General features: G+C 30.7%; 15 protein-coding genes. 7 read left to right on the top strand and 8 right to left on the bottom strand.

All coding sequences use genetic code 11. The annotated features are described in order from the left end of the window. The first annotated feature begins 191 nt into the window (after window positions 1-191). Complete coding sequence (locus BWZ22_RS11915; protein ID WP_076700239.1) at window positions 192-914, top strand: RNA methyltransferase; 723 nt, start codon at window positions 192-194, stop codon at window positions 912-914. A 41-nt stretch (window positions 915-955) separates the two neighbouring features. Here the strand turns inward: BWZ22_RS11915 and BWZ22_RS11920 are convergent, their stop codons facing one another. Beyond that, the gene (locus tag BWZ22_RS11920) at window positions 956-1,684 is read right to left on the bottom strand and encodes a porin family protein (protein WP_076700241.1); all 729 of its coding nucleotides are present in this window, start codon (window positions 1,682-1,684) and stop codon (window positions 956-958) included. Between the two features lie 2 nt (window positions 1,685-1,686). Next, window positions 1,687-2,415: a bifunctional demethylmenaquinone methyltransferase/2-methoxy-6-polyprenyl-1,4-benzoquinol methylase UbiE gene (gene ubiE / locus BWZ22_RS11925; protein WP_076702483.1), complete on the bottom strand. Its 729-nt coding sequence runs from the start codon at window positions 2,413-2,415 to the stop codon at window positions 1,687-1,689. Between the two features lie 203 nt (window positions 2,416-2,618). Here ubiE and trkA point away from each other — a divergent pair, with 203 nt between their 5' ends. The 3 genes from trkA to BWZ22_RS11940 all read left to right on the top strand — a co-directional run bounded on the left by trkA (window position 2,619) and on the right by BWZ22_RS11940 (window position 5,935). Then, complete coding sequence (gene trkA, locus BWZ22_RS11930) at window positions 2,619-3,968, top strand: Trk system potassium transporter TrkA (protein ID WP_076700243.1); 1,350 nt, start codon at window positions 2,619-2,621, stop codon at window positions 3,966-3,968. A 9-nt stretch (window positions 3,969-3,977) separates the two neighbouring features. Continuing rightward, a complete protein-coding gene (locus tag BWZ22_RS11935) occupies window positions 3,978-5,471 on the top strand; it encodes a TrkH family potassium uptake protein (RefSeq protein WP_076700245.1) in 1,494 nt (497 codons plus the stop codon). 185 nt (window positions 5,472-5,656) lie between these two features. Further along, window positions 5,657-5,935: a hypothetical protein gene (locus tag BWZ22_RS11940; RefSeq protein ID WP_157607956.1), complete on the top strand. Its 279-nt coding sequence runs from the start codon at window positions 5,657-5,659 to the stop codon at window positions 5,933-5,935. 49 nt (window positions 5,936-5,984) lie between these two features. Here BWZ22_RS11940 and BWZ22_RS11945 read toward each other — a convergent pair whose 3' ends face one another. Both BWZ22_RS11945 and BWZ22_RS11950 read right to left on the bottom strand, forming a co-directional pair. After that, window positions 5,985-7,169 carry a pyridoxal phosphate-dependent aminotransferase gene (locus BWZ22_RS11945; RefSeq protein ID WP_076700248.1) on the bottom strand — a complete coding sequence of 395 codons (1,185 nt, stop codon included), beginning with the start codon at window positions 7,167-7,169 and terminating at the stop codon, window positions 5,985-5,987. Between the two features lie 35 nt (window positions 7,170-7,204). Then, window positions 7,205-8,302 carry an acyl-CoA desaturase gene (locus BWZ22_RS11950; protein ID WP_076700251.1) on the bottom strand — a complete coding sequence of 366 codons (1,098 nt, stop codon included), beginning with the start codon at window positions 8,300-8,302 and terminating at the stop codon, window positions 7,205-7,207. 147 nt (window positions 8,303-8,449) lie between these two features. Here BWZ22_RS11950 and rsmG point away from each other — a divergent pair, with 147 nt between their 5' ends. Beyond that, window positions 8,450-9,079, top strand: coding sequence for a 16S rRNA (guanine(527)-N(7))-methyltransferase RsmG (gene rsmG / locus BWZ22_RS11955; RefSeq protein ID WP_076700252.1), 630 nt, complete (start codon window positions 8,450-8,452; stop codon window positions 9,077-9,079). Here rsmG and BWZ22_RS11960 read toward each other — a convergent pair. After that, a complete protein-coding gene (locus tag BWZ22_RS11960) occupies window positions 9,076-10,044 on the bottom strand; it encodes a tetratricopeptide repeat protein (RefSeq protein ID WP_076700255.1) in 969 nt (322 codons plus the stop codon). The two genes, rsmG and BWZ22_RS11960, sit on opposite strands and share 4 nt — an antisense overlap. A 195-nt stretch (window positions 10,045-10,239) precedes the next feature. Here BWZ22_RS11960 and BWZ22_RS11970 point away from each other — a divergent pair. Next, window positions 10,240-11,468 (top strand): IS3 family transposase gene (locus tag BWZ22_RS11970; RefSeq protein ID WP_371326805.1). Its coding sequence is split into 2 segments (ribosomal slippage): window positions 10,240-10,600 and window positions 10,600-11,468, totalling 1,230 coding nucleotides; the frame shifts between segments, so codons are not numbered across the junction. 50 nt (window positions 11,469-11,518) lie between these two features. On the opposite strand, the gene BWZ22_RS11975 is transcribed toward BWZ22_RS11970, so the two are convergent. Both BWZ22_RS11975 and BWZ22_RS11980 read right to left on the bottom strand, forming a co-directional pair. Continuing rightward, the gene (locus BWZ22_RS11975; RefSeq protein ID WP_076700256.1) at window positions 11,519-12,298 is read right to left on the bottom strand and encodes a zinc ribbon domain-containing protein; all 780 of its coding nucleotides are present in this window, start codon (window positions 12,296-12,298) and stop codon (window positions 11,519-11,521) included. Window positions 12,299-12,301: 3 nt separating this feature from the next. Then, window positions 12,302-13,396: a Nif3-like dinuclear metal center hexameric protein gene (locus tag BWZ22_RS11980; RefSeq protein WP_076700259.1), complete on the bottom strand. Its 1,095-nt coding sequence runs from the start codon at window positions 13,394-13,396 to the stop codon at window positions 12,302-12,304. Window positions 13,397-13,449: 53 nt separating this feature from the next. Between BWZ22_RS11980 and lpxK the strand changes: the two genes are divergently transcribed. Then, window positions 13,450-14,460, top strand: coding sequence for a tetraacyldisaccharide 4'-kinase (gene lpxK, locus BWZ22_RS11985; RefSeq protein WP_076700260.1), 1,011 nt, complete (start codon window positions 13,450-13,452; stop codon window positions 14,458-14,460). On the opposite strand, the gene BWZ22_RS11990 is transcribed toward lpxK, so the two are convergent. Then, window positions 14,450-16,657: an ATP-binding protein gene (locus BWZ22_RS11990; protein ID WP_232225160.1), complete on the bottom strand. Its 2,208-nt coding sequence runs from the start codon at window positions 16,655-16,657 to the stop codon at window positions 14,450-14,452. The two genes, lpxK and BWZ22_RS11990, sit on opposite strands and share 11 nt — an antisense overlap. Window positions 16,658-16,686 lie beyond the last annotated feature (29 nt).

Raw genomic sequence — 16,686 nt, forward strand, 5'->3', positions numbered from 1 at the left:
GTAATACCGGCTCAAAAATACACTATTTCGTTTGTTTAAAATTTTTTGATTTCTGAATTTTCAAAAAAAAAATGAATACATTCAGTAATTCACAATCTTTTTTGTTCTATTAAAATATTTTAATTCTTAGATAATCCGTAACATATATTTTCTTTTCTTTATAAAATAAAACCAAACTATTTTAAGGTTATATGCTATCTAAAAATCAGATAAAATTAATAACGAGCTTAAAGCAAAAAAAATACAGACAGCAGCATGGTTTATTTGTTGTTGAAGGGGTGAAAACAATAAATGAACTACTGCAATCTAATTTAAAACTTCATGCTTTATATACGACAGAAACATTCAATATTGATGCCAAAAATGAAATTTTAATAACAGAAATAGAATTAAAAAAAATTAGTTTTTTAAAAAGCCCCAATAAAGCATTGGCAGTTTTTAAAATTCCTAAACCAAAACCCATAGATGAAAGCCAGTTAATTGTTGCTCTAGATGATGTTAGAGACCCTGGTAATTTGGGGACAATTATTAGATTGTGTGATTGGTTTGGTGTTAAAGATTTAGTTTGTAGTAATGAAACGGTAGATTGTTTTAACCCAAAGGTAATACAAGCCACTATGGGGTCTATTACTAGAGTGAACTTAAATTACGTTAATTTGATTGATTTTTTAAATGAATCTAAACTAACTTCATTTGGGACTTTTATGGATGGAGATAATGTTTATAACACGCAACTGCCAGATAGTGGTATTTTAATAATGGGTAATGAGGCAAATGGAATATCTGAAGCTATTAAAAGTGTTGTAGAAAAGAAAATTTCTATACCTAAATTTGGAGACATTCAAGAAACAGAAAGCCTAAATGTGGCTACTGCTACAGCTGTTTTATTGAGTGAGTTTAAAAGAAGAACTTAGTAAAACTTAAATTTAACGTAATAACTTTGTTAGGATAAACACTACTGAAAAGTAAAATTAACAAATACCCCTCTGGTTTTCATGCTGTTAATATTACTGGTCCAAGGGCTATTGGGGTCTTCGTCTTTAACAAGTTCGTCGTTAATTCCAAATACGCCTCGTATTGAAGGTGTAAATTTAAAATTATACAAGTATAAATCTATACCAAAACCTAGTTCATAGAAAAATGAATTTTTTGTAGTTCTAAATTGCCCGTTACTATTATCTTCAGGATTATCTTCGTTACTAGAAAGGTTTAAAGCTGTTGAAAATCCACCAACAATAAAAGGTTTAAAGTTATTAATACGCTTAGTTGAAACCTTTAAAAGCAGCGGTATATGAATGTATGTAGATTTTATTTCTCTAGTTAAATCATTTGCAGAAGGTGTTGTGGTAGTAAAATGACTTTGGGCATAATATAATTCTCTGCTAGTAATAAATAAACCAGGTTCTAAGCGCAAATCTAAAAAGCTATTAATGCGTAAATTTCCAATTAGGCCTACGTTAAATCCAGGGTTTCTTTTTACATAAATATCACGTAAATCTTCGTTATAATCAAAGTTGAAATCATATTGACTAAACCCTAAAAAATAACCCCAGCGTAATAAATTATTGTCTGTAGAGCCTCTACCTTGATTGGCATCATAGGTTACTTTTTCTTTTTTAAATAACTGAGCATTAGTGGTTTGTAATGCAAATATAAGTAGTGTTAATGCAAAAAACTGCTTCATATTTATTGCTTAGACGATTTATAAATTGTTGCAACACCAAAGGTTTGCGGAAAATCTTCAACATTTATAAACCCAATATTACGTAAAATATTGTTTAAAGCTTCACCATAAGGAAAAACAGAGGCAGATTCACTTAAATATTTATAAGCATTTCGGTCTTTAGAAAATATTTTTCCTATTAGCGGTAAAATATTTTTGGAATATAAGTTATAACCTTGTTTATAAGGTGTTTTTGTAGGAACCGAAGTTTCTAAAATAACAAAAGTACCGTTTGGTTTTAATACTCGCAGAATTTCTTTTAAACCGTTTTCTAGATTTTCAAAATTTCTAACGCCAAAAGCTACGGTTATAGCATCAAACGTATTGTCTTCAAAAGGCATATTTTCGCTATCTCCCAAAACCATTTCTATTTTGTTAGCAAGCCCTTTTTTATTAACTTTTTCTTTACCAATTTCTAGCATGCCACTACTAATGTCTAATCCAACAATCTTAGAAGCATTAGTTTCGGCTAAATTAATAGCTAAATCACCAGTACCAGTAGCAATATCAAGTATAGACTCTGGGTTTGTTGCTTTAATAAGATTAACAACTTTTTTGCGCCATTTAATGTCTATTCCAAAAGAAATTACACGGTTTAAACCATCGTAATCACCAGAAATGTTATCAAACATTTTAGTTACTTGTTCTTTCTTGCCTAAATTGCTGTTTTTGTAGGGTTTTATTTTTGACAAACCAATTATTTTTGGCCAAAGATAATCTTTTATAAGATTTATTCTAGTGTGATTTAATGAAGCATAATAAAAAATATACAATTATTATTAAAAAATCATATAAGTATAGCATAAACTAGAACATATGTTGATTTTATCGAATTAATTTTAAACGGACATAGTAATTATACTATCTTTGTTGTACTTTTTATGATTAATCAGAAATGAAAATAATAATTGCTGGAGCTGGTGAAGTTGGATTTCATTTGGCAAAATTGTTGTCATACGAATCTCAAGAAATTACTTTAATTGATACCAATAAAAAAAGTTTAGCATACGCTGATGCTCATTTAGATATTAGAGTAGTAAAAGGAGACGCAACTTCTATAGCTATTTTAAAAGAAGCACGTATTGATAATGCCGATTTATTTATTGCAGTAACCTCTAGTGAAACAACAAACATTACAGCTTGTGTTTTAGCTAAACAGCTTGGGGCAGGAAAAACCATTGCTAGAATTGCTAATACAGAGTTTATTCATCTTAAAGATGAAGTTGGTTTTACTAAATTTGGAATAGATGAGCTTATTTCTCCAGAAGCTTTAGCTGCGGCAGAAATTGAACTGTCATTAAAGCAATCTTCTTTTAATGAGAATTACGAGTTCGAAAAAGGGGCTCTAACTATGGCAGGTTTAACGCTTTCTAGAACAGCATCTTTTGTTGGGAAAACAGTAAAAGAAGCTGCTGAAATTTTTCCAGAAATTCACTTTGTACCTATAGCCATTCAACGTTTTGGTACACAATATACTATAATACCTAGAGGCGATACAGAGTTTAAACGTGGTGATAACGTAGTTTTTATTACTTCTGAAGGTGGTGCCGATGAACTTTGTAGGCTCACAGGAAAACACAATAGGGAAATTAAGAATGTTATGATTCTTGGCGGTACCAAAATAGCATTTAAAACAGCAAGAGATTTAAGCGAAAAAGGTATTAATGTAAAACTTTTTGAAGGTAATAGAGATAGAGCTTTTGATGTTGCTGAAGAACTCACTAAAGTTTTAGTAATAAACAGTGATGGACGTAATGTAGATATGCTTGATGAAGAAAATATTAGCGATATGGATGCCTTTATAGCGGTAGGTCCAAACTCAGAAACCAACATCATGTCTTGCTTGGTAGCCAAATCTAAGGAGGTTAAAAAAACCATAGCTTTGGTAGAAAATATGGATTATTTTGATCTTTCACACTCCATTGGTATAGATACGCTTATTAATAAAAAATTATTAGCAGCAAATAATATTTTTAGGTATATCCGCAGAGGAGAAGTGGTTGCCATGACCAAATTAAGTAACCTTAATGCAGAATTATTAGAGTTTGAGGTTAAAAAAACATCGGCAGTTTGCAATAAAGCTATTAAATCTATTGATTTTCCTAGAACAGCTATTATTGGAGGGGTAATAAGAAACGGAGTAGGTATGATAGCCTTAGGAAGCTTTGTAATTCAAGAAGGAGATAGGGTAGTAGTGTGCTGTTTATTAAAATCTATTAAGCGGGTTGAAAAATTATTCCTTTAGACACATCTAATGAAACTTAACTACAAAATCATTTTTCATTTTTTAGGTCTGTTAATGCTGTTCAATGGAGGTTTTATGCTATTGTCTTCATTAATAAGCTTAATTTATAAAGATGGTGTTACGCTACAAATATTTTTGGCAGGTATTTTAACATTGCTAATAGGGGCTATTAGTATGTTGTTTACTAAAAACCACAAAAAAGAGATAAATAAAAGAGAGGGCTATATAGTAGTAACTTTCGGGTGGATTGTTATGTCTTTAACAGGTACTTTACCCTATATTTTTACACAAAGTATTCATGAGTTTTCTAGTGCTTTTTTTGAAACCATGTCTGGTTACACCACAACAGGAGCTTCTATTTTAAATGATATTGAAGCAGTTCCTGAGGGCGTATTGTTTTGGAGAAGCATGACCCATTGGATTGGTGGTATGGGAATTATTGTTTTAGCCATAGCTATTTTACCATTATTAGGCATTGGCGGCATGGAACTCTTTGCAGCCGAAGCACCTGGACCCAGTGGCGATAAATTGCATCCTAGAATTACCGATACCGCAAAACGTTTATGGCTCATTTATTTTGGGTATACCGCTGCCGAAACTATTCTGTTAAAAGTAGCTGGTATGTCATTTTTTGATGCTATTAATCACGCCCTATGTACACTTTCAACAGGAGGGTTCTCTACTAAAAACGCTAGTGTAGCTTATTGGAATGATCAACCAGTTATTCAGTACATTATTATAGTGTTTATGTTTTTAGCAGGTACCAATTTTGTATTAAGCTATTTTGCGTTTAAAGGTAAAGTGCAAAAAATAATTCAGGACGAAGAGTTTAAACTCTATTTTAAGTTTATTGCTGTTTTTACCATTATAGCAGCTGTTATTATCTATTTTAGAGCAGATTTAAGCACCTCTTCAATAGAGCATCCTATGGTTTTAGGAGAAGGCGAAAGTGCTTTTAGGCACGCACTCTTTCAGGTATTAGCCATTATTACAACAACTGGTTTTGTTACCGCAGATTATACCCTTTGGACTCCCTTTTTAGTAGTCTTCTTTTTCGGAATTATGTTTTTAGGCGGGTCTGCAGGAAGTACTTCTGGAGGGGTAAAAGTAGTACGTCATTTAATTCTTATAAAAAATGGTTTTTTAGAATTTAAACGCACCTTACATCCCAATGCCATAGTACCGGTTAGGTATAATAAAAAGGCTATAAACAGGTTTATTGTATTTAATATTCTGGCATTTTTCATTCTATATATGCTATTTTTTATCACAGGTAGTTTGGTGTTTTCAATGTTTGGTATAGACTTTGAATCCTCGGTAGGTTTATCTGCTTCAACTTTGGGTAATGTAGGACCTGCTTTAGGAGATTTTGGTCCAGTAAATAATTATGCGGCACTACCAGATTTAGCAAAATGGTGGGCTTCCTTTTTAATGCTTATTGGACGTTTAGAACTCTTTACCGTACTCATTTTATTTACGCCATTCTTTTGGAGAAATCGTTAAACAACTTTTAAGATTTTATTTTGGGCGTTCCCTGTTTTTAATTAAAACAGGTCGGGCTTTCCGTTATATCTTTTTCTCGTACCTCAAAAAAGGATGCCACTACAATCCCTAACGCAAGTACTTGCTATGGGCGTTTTCAAAATGTAACATTTTGGATTGGTTTGCTACTAATATTTTATACTTATTTGAATTTAAAAATTATGGGAGGTGAAGGTTCCGCTATGGCAGCAACTGCTTCGTTAAAAAACAACCAGAGTATGTTAACTAAAAGAGCAGATAAATCTGTTCTAAAAGGAAGCTACGCTCATGCACAAATAAAAGAATTTCCCAAAGCAACAGAAAGTCAAATTATAGCCATTCGGGAAAAAATACAGCTAGAAAATAAGCTTTTAAGGAGAAAGCAAATCTTTGTTTTTGTAGTACTAATTATTGTAATACTAATAGGTTACAGTGTCTATAATTAAAAAAGCCACTTCAAAAAAAGTGGCTTTTAATAAATATGTTTGTACTGTTTTAGCTTACAGCTTCCTTAATACGTTTAATAGCTTCAGTAATTTGTTCGGTAGAAGCCGCATAAGAAATTCTAATACAATCAGGATTACCAAAGGCTTCACCAGTTACGGTTGCTACAAGAGCTTCTTCTAATAAGTATAAAGAAAAATCTGTTGCGTTATTTATTTTTTTACCACGTAAGGTTTTACCAAAGAAATAAGTTACATCAGGAAATACGTAAAAGGCACCATCTGGAGTATTAGACTTAAATCCTTCAATATCATTTAATAAATCTAAAATTAAATCTCTACGTTCTTTAAATTCATTCACCATATATTGCACACGTTCAGGCGATTCGTTACAAGCCGTAATTACTGCACGTTGGGCAATACAGTTAGCACCACTAGTAGCTTGCCCTTGTAACTTATTACATGCACGCGCTATTTTTTCTGGCGCACCAATATAACCAATACGCCATCCGGTCATGGCAAATGCTTTAGAAACACCATTTACAGTAATGGTTCGGTCATACATTTCTTCAAATTCAGCAATACTTGTGTGTCCTTTTCCGTAGTTAATGTGTTCATAAATCTCATCAGAAACCACGTAAATATCTGGGTGTTTTGCCAAAACATCAACCAAAGCTTGTAATTCTTCTTTGCTATAAACAGAACCACTTGGGTTACAAGGAGAACTAAACCACATCATTTTTGTTTTTGGTGTAATAGCAGCTTCTAATTGTTCAGCAGTCATTTTAAAGTCTGTTTCAATAGACGTTTTAACTTCTACAGGAACACCCCCAAATAATTTAACAATATCTGAATAGCTTACCCAATACGGACATGGTAAAATAACCTCGTCACCATCATTAAGCATAACACCAGCTACGTTAAATAAAGCTTGTTTAGCACCAGTAGATACTACAATTTGAGATGGTTTGTACGTTAGGTTATTATCGCGTTTAAATTTAGTAATGATAGCTTCTTTTAAATCTGCGTAACCATCAACAGGTGTATATGAGTTGTAATTATCATTAATAGCCTTTATAGCAGCATCTTTAATGAAATCTGGTATATTAAAGTCTGGTTCTCCAAGACTTAAACCAATAATATCTTTTCCTTCTCCTCTAAGTTCTCTAGCTTTAGCAGCCATGGCTAAAGTTGCAGATGTTGACATGTTTAAAATTCTGTCAGATAGTAAGCTCATTTTAATTAATTGTTTATAAGGTAAATTATATGTTTTTAGGCTAAACTAGGTTTTTTTCCTAACTCTTTTAATTGATTGTAATGTTCTGCAACAGCTTTCCAAAACGTTTTGTATTCGTTATATGGTAAGCTAAATTCTTGAGCAGTTTCTTTAACAATTTTTGCTATTTTTTTGTAATGAATATGACTAATATTTGCAAATAAATGGTGTTCTACTTGCCTGTTTAATCCTCCAGTATAAAATCCTACTAACCAACTTTTAGGTGAAAAATTAGATGTGGTAAATAATTGGTGAATTGCCCATGTATTTTTCATGTTTCCATTTTCATCAGGAAGCGGCATATCTGTATTAGGCATAACGTGTGCTAATTGAAAAATAACGCTTAAAATAATACCTGCAGTATAGTGCATAATTAGGAAACCAATTAACACTTTCCACCAAGGGAAACCTAATGCAAGAGGTAAAACAATCCATACTGTATAATACACAATTTTTCCTATAATTAATTTGGTCCATTGTGTGGCTGGATTTGGAAATTTACCATAGGCTAACTTTCTTTTTAGGTAATCATAAGTTTGGGTAAAGTCTGTTGTAATAGCCCAATTAACAGTTAATAAGCCATATAAAAAGAAAGCATAATATCTTTGATATTTATGAATTTTAAACCATTTAGCATGTTTTGAAAATCTAATAATTCTACCAGCGTCAATATCTTCATCATGTCCTTGAATATTAGTATATGTATGGTGTAAAACATTATGTTGAACTTTCCAGTTGTAATCATTTCCAGCTAAAATGTAAATACTACTACCCATTAATTTGTTAACCCATTTTTTACTAGAAAATGAGCCGTGGTTAGCATCGTGCATAACGTTCATACCAACACCAGCCATTCCAATACCAACTACAACCATTAATAATGCTTGAGACCAACCAGGTAAGTCTCTAACAGTTAAAATTATAACAACTGGAGCAATAAATAAAGCAAACATAAAAATTGCTTTAGTGTATAATTTCCAGTTACCAGTTCTTTTAATATTGTTCTCTTTAAAGTAATTGTTAACTCTTTTATTTAGGGTTCTAAAAAAATTTGCAGAATCTGTTCTAGAAAAAGAAAGTGCTTGTTTTGTCATACTATTAATTTAGTTTTTGTAAAATTTCTTTTATTTATGGTTTAAACTTTACAACGCGCAAAGATAGGTATAAACCAATATAAACTATAACGTTTTTTTGTAAAAATATGCATATAAAAAACATATTTTTGTTGAAAATTTAACAGAATGGAACTCATATTAAAATATTTTCCAAATCTTACAGATGACCAAATTTTAAAATTTGAAAAGTTAGAAGACCTTTATCAAGATTGGAACTTAAAAATAAACGTGGTGTCTAGAAAAGATATTGATGAACTTTATATGCGTCATGTATTACATTCTTTAGCCATCTCAAAGCTAATAACTTTTAAACCAGGTACTAAAATAATGGATGTAGGTACTGGTGGAGGTTTTCCTGGAATTCCTTTGGCTATTATGTTTCCTGAGTGTTCATTTCATTTGGTTGATAGTATTGCAAAAAAATTGAAAGTTGTTAATGAGGTTGTAGATGGTTTGGGGTTAACCAATGTGAAAACAACTCATAGTAGAGTAGAGGCTATTAATGATACTTATGATTTTATTGTAAGTAGGGCTGTAGCTGCAATGCCAACTTTTGTACATTGGGTAAAGGGTAAAATTGCCAAAAAGCAAAGCAATGATTTAAAAAATGGTATTCTGTATTTAAAAGGCGGTGATTTAAGTGAGGAGTTAAAAAATTATACAACGGCAACTATTTATGATTTATCAGATTTTTACTCAGAAGATTTCTTTGAAACCAAAAAGTTAGTGCATCTTCCGCAAAAATTTAAAATCTAATTTTGTAACAATTTTTCTAGTTCTTTAATATTGTTTATAAAGTAATAATAATGGCTTTGATACCAGTAGGTGTTTTCATATAAATATGGAAAAGCTATTTTGTTTTCTGGGTTTAAAATTCCATTAGCTTTTATAAAATGAACTTTAGAATTGGCTAAATCTCCCATTTTATAATAGGTTAAAGCTAATCCTAAATGTGCATCAAAATCTAATGGGTCTAATTTTAAAGCATTAGAAAAATCATTAATAGCCTTTTGAAATTTTCCTAAAAGTAAAAAGGAAGCGCCTCTGTAAAAATGAGCAAAGGTGTTGTTGTTATTATAGCGTAAAGATTTTGTTAAGTCTTCATTAGCTCTATCATAATAATTTATGTCCATAAAAAATACTCCGCGATTATAGTAGGTGTTGGCATCTGGACTAATCATGATGGCTAAAGTATAATCGGCAAGTGCTTTTTTGTGGTTTTCAAGTGCTTTGTATGATGAAGCTCTAAGTAAATACGCATTTAAAAAATTGGGGTTAGCTTTTAATATTTTATCAAAATCTTGAATAGCTCCTTTAAAATCTTCTAAGTCGTATTTTACGCAAGCTAAACTGTAAAGAGCATCAATAAAGTTAGGGTTTAGTTCATACGCTTTTGCATAATCATTTTTAGCACCAACTAAATCTTTTAAACTATATCTAGAATTCCCTCTATTAAAGTAACTGTCGGCATCGGGTTTTTTTAAAATTATTTTAGAATAATCTACAATTGCACCACTAAAATCACCTAAATCATTTTTTGTTAGTGCTCTTAGAAAATAAGCATCTAAATGGTTAGGGTCTTCACTTATAGCTTGATCAAGCAATTTTATCTTTTCGTTTAAGTCTGAGGTTCTAAGAGCTTTTCTATAAAATTTGTTAGCTTGACCAAAAGAAAGGACTGGGAGTAGCGTTATTAATATGATAAGTAATTGTTTTTTCATAAGCTCTATTGCATCAAATAATATGCCATTTATTACGTAATAAAGTTAGCACTATTTTTTATTTAAGATGTATTTATTAATAGTTAGTCGGTAATTTTAAAAAAAAAATCACAAAAAAAGCCTCCACTAAGTGAAGGCTTAAAATTTTATGATTATGTCCCGTCCTAAAATAAGTTGACACAAAATCGACTTATTATGAAAAATAAAGAACACAAGCGATTTAAGCGCACACAACGAGATTACAATTTAGGCTTTAAATTAGCCTTGGTGTCCGAAGTAGAAAAAGGCAACTACACATACAAACAGATTCAAAAAGCTTATGGTATCCAAGGAAGGAGTACCGTTTTGGTATGGTTAAGAAAATATGGTACTTTAGATTGGAGTAAACCAAACTTTAATAATTTGCCTAAAGAAAAAGAAACACCAGCCCAAAGGATAAAGCGTTTAGAACGAGAACTAGAAGATGAGCGATTAAAGAACTTATTGCTCAATACAATGATAGATGTATCAGACAAACAATTTGGTACTTCTATTAGAAAAAAGCTTTTATCCCAACAATCCAAATCATCAAACAAGACAAGCAAGTAGCCATTGCGCACTCATGTAGATTGTTAGGGATAAGTAGACAAGCTGTTTATCAAGCTCAAAAACGTAAAGAAGCACGTATCAAAGAACTCTCAAAGATAAAATCCTTAGTACTTGTTATTCGTAGAGATATGCCAAGACTGGGTACACGTAAACTCTACTACTTGCTAAAGCCAGAGTTTGATAAACATCAAATAAAAATAGGGAGAGATGCCTTATTTGCTTATTTAAAAACAGAACATTTATTAATAACACCAAAGAAAAACTATACCAAAACCACAAACTCAAAACATTGGCTTAAAAAGCACCCTAACCTACTAAAAGACATCCAACCTAATAGGCCAGAACATGTGTTTGTAAGTGATATTACCTACATAAAAAGCAGAGAAAAAACACATTATTTATCTTTGGTAACAGATGCTTATAGTAGAAAAATAGTTGGATATCAATTAAGTGATGATATGAGTGCAAAAAATGTAGTCAAAGCTTTTAATATGGCCATAAAGAAAAGAGATACAAATAATGAAATTATCCATCATTCTGATCGTGGACTACAGTATTGTGCTTTTGTCTATCAAAAGGCTTTAAGGGAAAACAACGTAATACCATCAATGACAGATGGTTATGATTGCTACCAAAACGCATTAGCAGAGCGCATTAATGGAATTTTAAAACAAGAGTTCTTAATTTATAAGTGCAATAATGGAAGAGAGCTTGAACGGTTAATCAAAGAATCTATAGAAACTTATAACAATAAAAGACCGCATTTGAGCCTTAACATGAAAACACCTAACTTTATACACAACAAAAAACCTGAGAAGTTAAATTCTCAGGTTTAATTTAATTTATAAAAACTGTCAACCTATTTTAGGACGACTCATTAAATGGATTAAAGTTTAGCAAATAACTTTTCCATTTTTTCTTTTTCTTCTTCAGCTAAAACAGGGTCTACTAAAATTCTACCACTATGTTCATCTGTAATTACTTTTTTTCTAGAAGCAATTTCAACTTGTACTTGTGGCGGAATGGTAAAGAAAGAACCACCAGAAGCACCTCTTTCAATTGGTACAACTGCTAATCCGTTTTTTACACTATTTCTAATTCTGTCATAAGCAGCAACAAGGCGTTCTTCTATTTGTGCTTTGAAACTTTCAGACTTTTCAATTAAAGCTTGTTCTTCTTTTTCGGTTTCTGCTAAAATGGCATCTAACTCACCTTTTTTATGTTTTAAATGCGTTTCACGTTCTTTTAAACGCTCTTTAGTTTCAGCAATAACTTCTTTTTTCTGTTCAATTTGAACTTTAAATTCTTTAATATGCTTTTCAGCCAATTCAATTTCTAATTCTTGAAATTCAATTTCTTTGGTAAGTGAGTTGTATTCTCTGTTATTTCTAACATTTTTTTGTTGCTCACCGTACTTTTTAATTAAAGCTTTAGATTCTTCAATTAGATTTTTCTTAGAGTTGATATCGTTATCAATTACTTCTAAACTAGCAACAAGTTTTTCTAATCTAATGTTTAATCCGGCAACTTCATCTTCTAAATCGCGAACTTCTAAAGGAAGTTCTCCACGTACATTTCTAATTTCGTCTATACGAGAATCTATGAGTTGTAAATCGTATAAAGCTCTTAAGCGCTCTTCTACAGTTACTTCTTTCTTTTTAGCCATACTTTAAAAATACTTAACAGGATTGGTATTGGTGTTTGATAAAACGACTGCAAAATTAGTAATTTTTTTTGTAAGATACGTTACTAAAAGGTTTTTTGTGTATTGTTCACTTTCATAATGACCAATATCTGCTAAAAGAATGCTGTTTTCTGCCATAAAAAAGTCATGATACTTAAAGTCTGCCGATACAAAAGTATCTGCCCCAGAAGCTTTTGCAGCATTAATAGCAAAACTTCCTGAGCCACCTAGAACAGCTACTTTTTTAATGGGTTTGTTTAAAAACGACGAGTGCCTAATGCAACCGGTTTTCATTTTAGATTTTAATAAGGCTAAAAAATTAGCTTCAGAGATAGGTTTTTCAAACTCACCCATCATACCCATACCAATATTTTGGTTTTTATTTTCTATAGTAAACACCTCATAAGCTACTTCTTCATAGCTATGCGTGTTTAATAGGGTTTTAATTATTTTAGACTCTAAATGTTTAGCAAATATTACAGAAATTTGTGTTTCTTCTTCTTGATGCGTTTTTCCTTTTTCACCAAGCGTAGGGTTAGAGTCTTCATTACCTTTATAGGTGCCTACACCATTGGTGTTAAAACTGCAATTACTATAATTGCCAATATGACCTGCACCGGCTTTAAATAAAGCGTTTCTTAATTGTTCTGCTTCATTTTTAGGAACATAAGTTGTTAGTTTTTTTATGGTTGCAGCTTGCGGAATGAGTATTTTTTTATTAATTAAACCTAATTGATTACAAATCATATCATTTACACCTTGCATAGCGTTATCTAAAGCAGTATGAATGGCATAAATAGCAATATTGTGTTTTATGGCTTTTAAAACAACACGTTCTACATAGGTTTTTCCTGTTATTTTTTTTAAACCTTTAAAAATAATAGGGTGGAAGCTTACAATGAGATTGCAGTTTTTTTCAATAGCTTCATCAACAACGGTTTCTAAAGTGTCTAAAGTAACTAAAATGCCCGTTAATTTTTTATTTTTATCACCCACTAAAAGGCCTACATTATCAAAATCTTCAGCGTAAGCTAAAGGAGCTAATTCTTCTAAATGGTTAATTACATCTTGAATAATCATAATATTTTCATGATTTGATTATTAAACAAATATAAAATATTTACTTTGCTGTAATGAAAATTATTAGATACATCTTTTTTCCTATTGTGCCTATTTATTACGCCGTAACTAGTTTAAGGAATAAACTATATGATAGGGGTATTAAAAAATCTGTTTCTTATACATTTCCAGTAATTTGTGTAGGAAACTTAAGTGTTGGGGGTACTGGTAAAACGCCAATGATTGAATATTTAATTAATTTATTAAAATCTGATTACAAGGTTGCTACATTAAGTAGGGGTTATAAAAGAAAGACTGATGGATTTCAATTGGCAGATAAAAATGCTAATGCCGATACTATTGGCGATGAACCTTTTCAGTTTTATTATAAATTTAAAGATGACATTCTTGTTGCTGTTGATACCGATAGAAATAATGGTATTACAAATTTAATTTCTGCCGAAGTTACTCCTGAAATAATTTTGTTAGATGATGCATTTCAGCATAGAAAAGTAAAAGCTGGTTTAAATATTTTACTTACTACCTATAATAACCCATATTTTAATGATTTTGTTTTACCAACTGGTAATTTACGCGAACCTAGAAGTGGGGCAGAAAGAGCCAATATAATTGTAGTAACAAAATGTCCTGATACTTTAAGTGAAACCAAAAAACAAGATGTTTTAAATAAGATTAAGCCAAAGAAACATCAACAGGTGTTTTTTAGCTCTATTAGCTATTCTGATAAGGTTTTTTCTGAAAGTAACTCAATTGATTTGAGCAGTTTAAAACAATTTACTTTGCTTACTGGTATTGCAAATGCAAATCCTTTAGTAAATTATTTAAAAGATAGAGGTTTAAATTTTAAGCATTTAAATTTTAGTGATCATCATAATTTTACTCAAAATGAAGTAGATGATTTAACTAAGGAAGCGCTTATTATTACTACCGAAAAAGATTTTATGCGATTAAAAGAATATCCATCTTTACAAGATAAAGTGTATTACTTACCAATAAAAACAACCATTGAAAATGAAGAGGTGTTTAATAATTTAATAAAAGATTTTGTAAAAACTAAGCAGTAGCAGATTGATCTTCTTTTGATATTAAGGCATTATAAAGTTTTTTCTCAAACTCTTCTTGTTTAAATGGTTTTGGAATTATGTCTGTAAATCCGGCTTCTTCAAACTCATGCATTTTATCTTCAATAGTAACGGCAGTTAAAGCAAAAATGGTTAATTCTTTATCAAAAGTTCTTACAATTTTAGTAGCTTCAATACCGCTAATTCCTGGCATGTGGATATCCATTAAAATAACATTGTAATTGTTGTTTTTAATCATATCTACTGCATCTGTACCATTATCAATGATATCACATTTAAGATTCATTTTGGTAAGAATCTTTTTAGTTATCATTTGGTTTATTTTGTTGTCTTCAACCACTAAAATTTTAACATTAGTTAAATCTAGTGCATCATTATCTTTATCAAAATAAGAAGGTTTAGTTTCGTTAGCTTCTTCTTCTTTAATAGCAGTAAATTCTAAAGGAATATCAAAGAAAAATGTGGTTCCTTTTCCTAATTCACTTTTAACATGAATTTCTCCTTTTAAAATATCAATTAAGCCTTTTACAATAGAAAGTCCTAAACCTGTACCACCATATTTTCGGTTAATTTGAATTGAGCCTTGAGAGAAACTCTCAAACATTTTATCTTGTTTTTCTTGGCTAATACCAATACCATTATCTTCAACTTCAAACCTGAGCGTGTACATTTTGTCCTTTATTTCCATTTGATACACTCTAATCCATATATCACCATTTTTGGTAAATTTTATAGAGTTGCCTATAAGGTTTATAAGAATTTGAGATATCTTTATTTGGTCTGCAATAAAGTTTTCTGGTAGGTTTTTATCATATTCAAAATGAATATTAACATTATTGTCTTCTGCAGAATTATTTAATGCAAGAATAATATTGTCTATCTTTTTCTTAAGGTTGAAAGGTTCTGGTTCTAAATCAACTTTATTGGCTTCAATTTTATTTATTTGAAGAATGTCATTTATAAAAGTTAATAAATAATCTCCAGAGAATTTTAATGATTTTAAATGTTGAATTTGAGATGGTTTGGGATCTTCTTCTAATAGCATATTACTTAAACCAGTAACAGCATAAAGCGGTGTACGTAGCTCATGTGTTACTGTAGAAAGGAAGTTTGCTTTAGTTTTAGAGGCTAATTCTGCTTTTTCTTTTGCAATAATAAGTTCTGCATTTTTTTTATGAAGCATATTATTGGTTTTTAACCTTATGTTATTGTTTTTGTATAATGATAAGGTTAAAAGCGATAAAATAGTAATAAGAGCAACACTTAAAATAGATATTAAAGTTCTTACACCATCATCTTCTTTTTCTTCTTTAGCCTGAGCTTCTAATTCTTTAATTCTATCATTACTTTCGTTTAACAAGTATTGGGTTTCTTGCTCTTTGGTAGAGCTTACTCTTGTTAAGTTTCTTATAGAATCTGATAATTTTATGTAATTGCTTAGGTAGTCTCTAGAAAGTTTATAGTTACCTATATTGTTATATAAATCACTAGTAATAATATAGGCATCATTTAAAATAGCAGTAAAATTGTTGTCTTTTGCAATTTGTAAGCCTTCGTTAGCAAGTTCAATAGCTTTTTGGTTATCTCCTAGTTTGTCATAAACTAAAGCGTGGTTTAGAAGTCCTTTACTTAGGGTTTTTAATAAGCCTGTTTTTTTAGCTTGAGCTGTTGCTTGTTCTAAAACGGCCCTTGCTTTTTTGTAGTTTTTTAATAACATAAAGGTTTTACCCTCTAAAAGTAATGTTTTGGCAATACCTTCTTCTAAGCCCTCTTGTTCAAAAAGGTTTTTAGCAGATTTAAAATAATCTGAAGCTTGGTAATAATCTCCTTTGCTTACATAAACTTCACCTAAAATTTTATAAGAGTTGGCTAAATTTGCATCGTCTTTATTTTCACGCTGAATTTTAATAGCTTTATTTAATGATTGAAGTGCATTATCATTTTCTTTAATGATAAGTTGAATTTTTCCTTTTATAGCATAAATAATTCCAATACTTTTTTTGTTATCTGCCTCTTCAGCTAGTTTAAGAGCTTCATCAAGATTTCTTTGGGCATCAAAATAGTTGAAATTTTCCAACTTAATTTGAGCTTGCTCAATACGATGGTTAATGTTGTTTTGTTGAATTTCAGGGTCGTCATTAATGGTCTTTTGAGACCAAACAACAACGCTAAATAACATTGTTAAACCGAATATATATTGCTTAATTT

It is taken from the genome of Seonamhaeicola sp. S2-3 (assembly GCF_001971785.1).
Lineage (GTDB): Bacteria > Bacteroidota > Bacteroidia > Flavobacteriales > Flavobacteriaceae > Seonamhaeicola.

What these genes read in the sequence shown, in the direction of transcription:
- BWZ22_RS11945 (WP_076700248.1), bottom strand. Translation starts at nt 7,169, where the DNA reads ATGAGCTTACTATCTGACAGAATTTTAAACATGTCAACATCTGCAACT.
- rsmG (WP_076700252.1), top strand. Translation starts at nt 8,450, where the DNA reads ATGGAACTCATATTAAAATATTTTCCAAATCTTACAGATGACCAAATT.
- BWZ22_RS11920 (WP_076700241.1), bottom strand. Translation starts at nt 1,684, where the DNA reads ATGAAGCAGTTTTTTGCATTAACACTACTTATATTTGCATTACAAACC.
- BWZ22_RS11980 (WP_076700259.1), bottom strand. Translation starts at nt 13,396, where the DNA reads ATGATTATTCAAGATGTAATTAACCATTTAGAAGAATTAGCTCCTTTA.
- BWZ22_RS11990 (WP_232225160.1), bottom strand. Translation starts at nt 16,657, where the DNA reads ATGTTATTTAGCGTTGTTGTTTGGTCTCAAAAGACCATTAATGACGAC.
- BWZ22_RS11950 (WP_076700251.1), bottom strand. Translation starts at nt 8,302, where the DNA reads ATGACAAAACAAGCACTTTCTTTTTCTAGAACAGATTCTGCAAATTTT.
- lpxK (WP_076700260.1), top strand. Translation starts at nt 13,450, where the DNA reads ATGAAAATTATTAGATACATCTTTTTTCCTATTGTGCCTATTTATTAC.
- trkA (WP_076700243.1), top strand. Translation starts at nt 2,619, where the DNA reads ATGAAAATAATAATTGCTGGAGCTGGTGAAGTTGGATTTCATTTGGCA.
- BWZ22_RS11975 (WP_076700256.1), bottom strand. Translation starts at nt 12,298, where the DNA reads ATGGCTAAAAAGAAAGAAGTAACTGTAGAAGAGCGCTTAAGAGCTTTA.
- BWZ22_RS11915 (WP_076700239.1), top strand. Translation starts at nt 192, where the DNA reads ATGCTATCTAAAAATCAGATAAAATTAATAACGAGCTTAAAGCAAAAA.
- BWZ22_RS11960 (WP_076700255.1), bottom strand. Translation starts at nt 10,044, where the DNA reads ATGAAAAAACAATTACTTATCATATTAATAACGCTACTCCCAGTCCTT.
- BWZ22_RS11935 (WP_076700245.1), top strand. Translation starts at nt 3,978, where the DNA reads ATGAAACTTAACTACAAAATCATTTTTCATTTTTTAGGTCTGTTAATG.